We start from the raw sequence: 2,696 nt of genomic DNA, 5'->3' as shown, positions 1-2,696 counted from the left end.
TTTAATAATACAAATGTATAACACCGTAATCAACCACAGATAGTAGGTTGATAGAAAGGAAAAGGTATATTTGTAAATGACCGTTAGATGAGTCAATTACAATATACCAGGGATTCTTTATGCTTGCAATTTATCTTGCTCCCTTATATGTACTCATAAATCTGTATCTTCTGCGATGGATGTATCTTTGGATGGGAAGCTGTCATAGTATTCTGAGAACACTTGCATTTCGTATTATCTTCGCAATTGCCTATACGCTTGTATCTACCAGTCTGTTATCTGGCTTTCTTATAAAAAAACCAGCATGGCTTCACCGCATCCTCAAAATTATCGGCAATTATTTTCTTGGGATTTTTCTCTATGTACTGATGATAATTCTTGTTGCTGATATCGGACGGCTTCTTTTTAAATATATATTTCGATTTTCCTGGATTCGATCGCCTCTTGCCTTTACTCTGACAGGAGCAGTCTGCAGCATACTTATTATTACAATCAGCATTTTCGGGATTTTTCATGCAAAAAAAATCAAAGTTTCTTCTTATAATGTCACAGTAGACAAAACAGTCCCTGATACTGATTCCCTGAAAATCGTCCTGCTGGCAGATACTCACTTCGGGTATAATGCAGGGGCTATTCATGCGCAGAAAATTGTTAATAAGATCAATCAACAAAACCCTGATCTTGTATGTATTGCGGGGGATATTTTTGATAATGAATTTGATGCGATCCGTAAACCGGAAGAAATAGAAAAAATATTACAGACAATCCATTCACGCTACGGTATCTATGCCTGTTGGGGAAATCATGATCTGAATGAACCAATTCTCGCAGGATTCACTTTTAACCAGAACACTAATGATATAAGTGATCCCCGAATGAAAGAATTTCTACAGAAAAGTAATATTCATTTGCTGGAAGATGAATCTGTCCTTATCAATAACAAATTTTATATCGTAGGAAGAAAAGATGCCTCCCTTTCTGAAAAAATCGCTGAAATCCGTCAGACACCCAAACAACTGACATCTTCTCTTGATAAAAACAAACCTGTTATTTTTATTGATCATCAGCCCAAAGAACTGCAGGAACTTGCAGCTGCAGGTGCAGATCTTGATCTTTGTGGACATACACACGATGGACAGACATTTCCTGGAAATATTACCATACGCTTTCTGTGGGAAAATCCCTGTGGTTATCTAAAAAAAGATACTATGCATAATATTGTAACTTCCGGTGCCGGCGTATGGGGACCTGCCATGCGAATTGGTACAGACAGTAAGATCTGTGTTATTAATGTATCTTTTCAGTCATAGCGGCATAACTCCCGGGCTGGGAGGTTTACCTTTCAGATCACCCGGACCGCAGATACATTTTAATACTTCAGATGAATACTGACTTATATCCACACTTCCACATTTCCAATATCCTGAAACTGCTTTCTCCCGCTTCTTCCCGGATAAAGCAGTTTCTTTATACTTGTCTGTCTCAAAAAACTTTATCTTTCCTCCAGTTTCTGATACAGCCTGTCCTGTGCCGGAGATCATGCGAACAGTAATATATATTATCGCAGCAATTATCATATGAAAATATTCTTTTACTTTTCTCATAATATCCTCCTTGCAAACATAATTAACTATTTTACTCAGCATGATATAAACATCTGGACTGCGCACTTCCCATTGCTACTCATGTACTATAAATATATTCATTTTTCTGAATTATAGAACCTCCGTATAAGCATAAAAAAAACACTGTCGTTTGACAGTGTCTTTAGTGAGGCATCGGGGATTCGAACCCCGGACAACTTGATTAAAAGTCAAGTGCTCTACCAACTGAGCTAATACCCCGTGATAAATGCTCAGGCTTTTTTTCTAACCAGCCTTTAAACATATCTTACAAAATAAATGCTCAGGCTTTTTCTAACCAGCCTTCAATTATATTTTGCAATATGAATGCCCAGAGCCGGAATCGAACCAGCGACACGAGGATTTTCAGTCCTCTGCTCTACCAACTGAGCTATCTGGGCATAATAGCGGGAACAGGATTTGAACCTGTGACCTTCGGGTTATGAGCCCGACGAGCTTCCAGACTGCTCCACCCCGCGATAATTATGAAATTAAAAGCCGATGATCGGACTCGAACCGATAACCTGCTGATTACAAATCAGCTGCTCTGCCAATTGAGCCACATCGGCTTAGCCGTTAGGCTTGAAAGATGATTTCTCATCTTAGTGGGTGGAGAAGGATTCGAACCTTCGAAGGCGGTGCCAACAGATTTACAGTCTGCCCCCTTTGGCCACTCGGGAATCCACCCAAGATATATGGGACCTACAGGGCTCGAACCTGTGACCCTCTGCTTGTAAGGCAGATGCTCTCCCAGCTGAGCTAAGATCCCATATTCAATTTGTCATACCATATGGTATGAACGACCCAGATGAGACTCGAACTCACGACCTCCGCCGTGACAGGGCGGCGCTCTAACCAACTGAGCCACTGGGCCTTGCAAGTAAACTTGCTATAGAAGATATCACATCTTCAAAACTACATACATGTTGACTAAACAACTCAATCTCATGACCATGCTTTCTTGGTCAAGCCCTCACCCTATTAGTAGCAGTCAGCTCCACATGTTACCATGCTTCCACCCCTGCCCTATCAACCTCGTCGTCTTCAAGGGGGTTTACTCCTTTCGGATGGGAT

At 40.7% G+C, this 2,696-nt stretch carries 2 protein-coding genes, 7 tRNA genes and 1 rRNA gene; 1 reads left to right on the top strand and 9 read right to left on the bottom strand.

Translation table 11 applies throughout. The features are described 5' to 3' along the window. Positions 1-191 precede the first annotated feature (191 nt). Positions 192-1,310 (top strand): metallophosphoesterase, encoded by a 1,119-nt coding sequence (locus ACTNB8_RS16185; RefSeq protein WP_441056096.1) that lies wholly within the window; start codon positions 192-194, stop codon positions 1,308-1,310. Here the strand turns inward: ACTNB8_RS16185 and ACTNB8_RS16180 are convergent. From ACTNB8_RS16180 to ACTNB8_RS16140, 9 genes are all read right to left on the bottom strand, one after another. Beyond that, positions 1,305-1,604 carry a hypothetical protein gene (locus tag ACTNB8_RS16180; RefSeq protein WP_441056095.1) on the bottom strand — a complete coding sequence of 100 codons (300 nt, stop codon included), beginning with the start codon at positions 1,602-1,604 and terminating at the stop codon, positions 1,305-1,307. The genes ACTNB8_RS16185 and ACTNB8_RS16180 overlap by 6 nt on opposite strands. A 167-nt stretch (positions 1,605-1,771) precedes the next feature. Continuing rightward, positions 1,772-1,844, bottom strand: a tRNA-Lys gene (locus ACTNB8_RS16175). A gap of 106 nt (positions 1,845-1,950) precedes the next feature. Further along, positions 1,951-2,023: transfer RNA gene (locus ACTNB8_RS16170), tRNA-Phe, on the bottom strand. Between the two features lie 4 nt (positions 2,024-2,027). Further along, a tRNA-Met gene (locus tag ACTNB8_RS16165) sits at positions 2,028-2,101 on the bottom strand. 17 nt (positions 2,102-2,118) lie between these two features. Next, positions 2,119-2,191 (bottom strand) — tRNA-Thr (locus tag ACTNB8_RS16160). A 37-nt stretch (positions 2,192-2,228) separates the two neighbouring features. After that, positions 2,229-2,310, bottom strand: a tRNA-Tyr gene (locus ACTNB8_RS16155). A gap of 8 nt (positions 2,311-2,318) precedes the next feature. Further along, positions 2,319-2,391 (bottom strand) — tRNA-Val (locus tag ACTNB8_RS16150). A gap of 31 nt (positions 2,392-2,422) precedes the next feature. Continuing rightward, positions 2,423-2,496 (bottom strand) — tRNA-Asp (locus tag ACTNB8_RS16145). Positions 2,497-2,583: 87 nt separating this feature from the next. Further along, a 23S ribosomal RNA gene (locus ACTNB8_RS16140) occupies positions 2,584-2,696 on the bottom strand; the annotation flags it as partial.

Origin of the sequence: Blautia sp. HCP28S3_G10 (assembly GCF_052065235.1) — a bacterium.
GTDB lineage: Bacteria > Bacillota > Clostridia > Lachnospirales > Lachnospiraceae > Blautia_A.
Note: the sequence above shows the minus strand (reverse complement) of the source record. Positions and strands in the feature narration are given on the sequence as shown.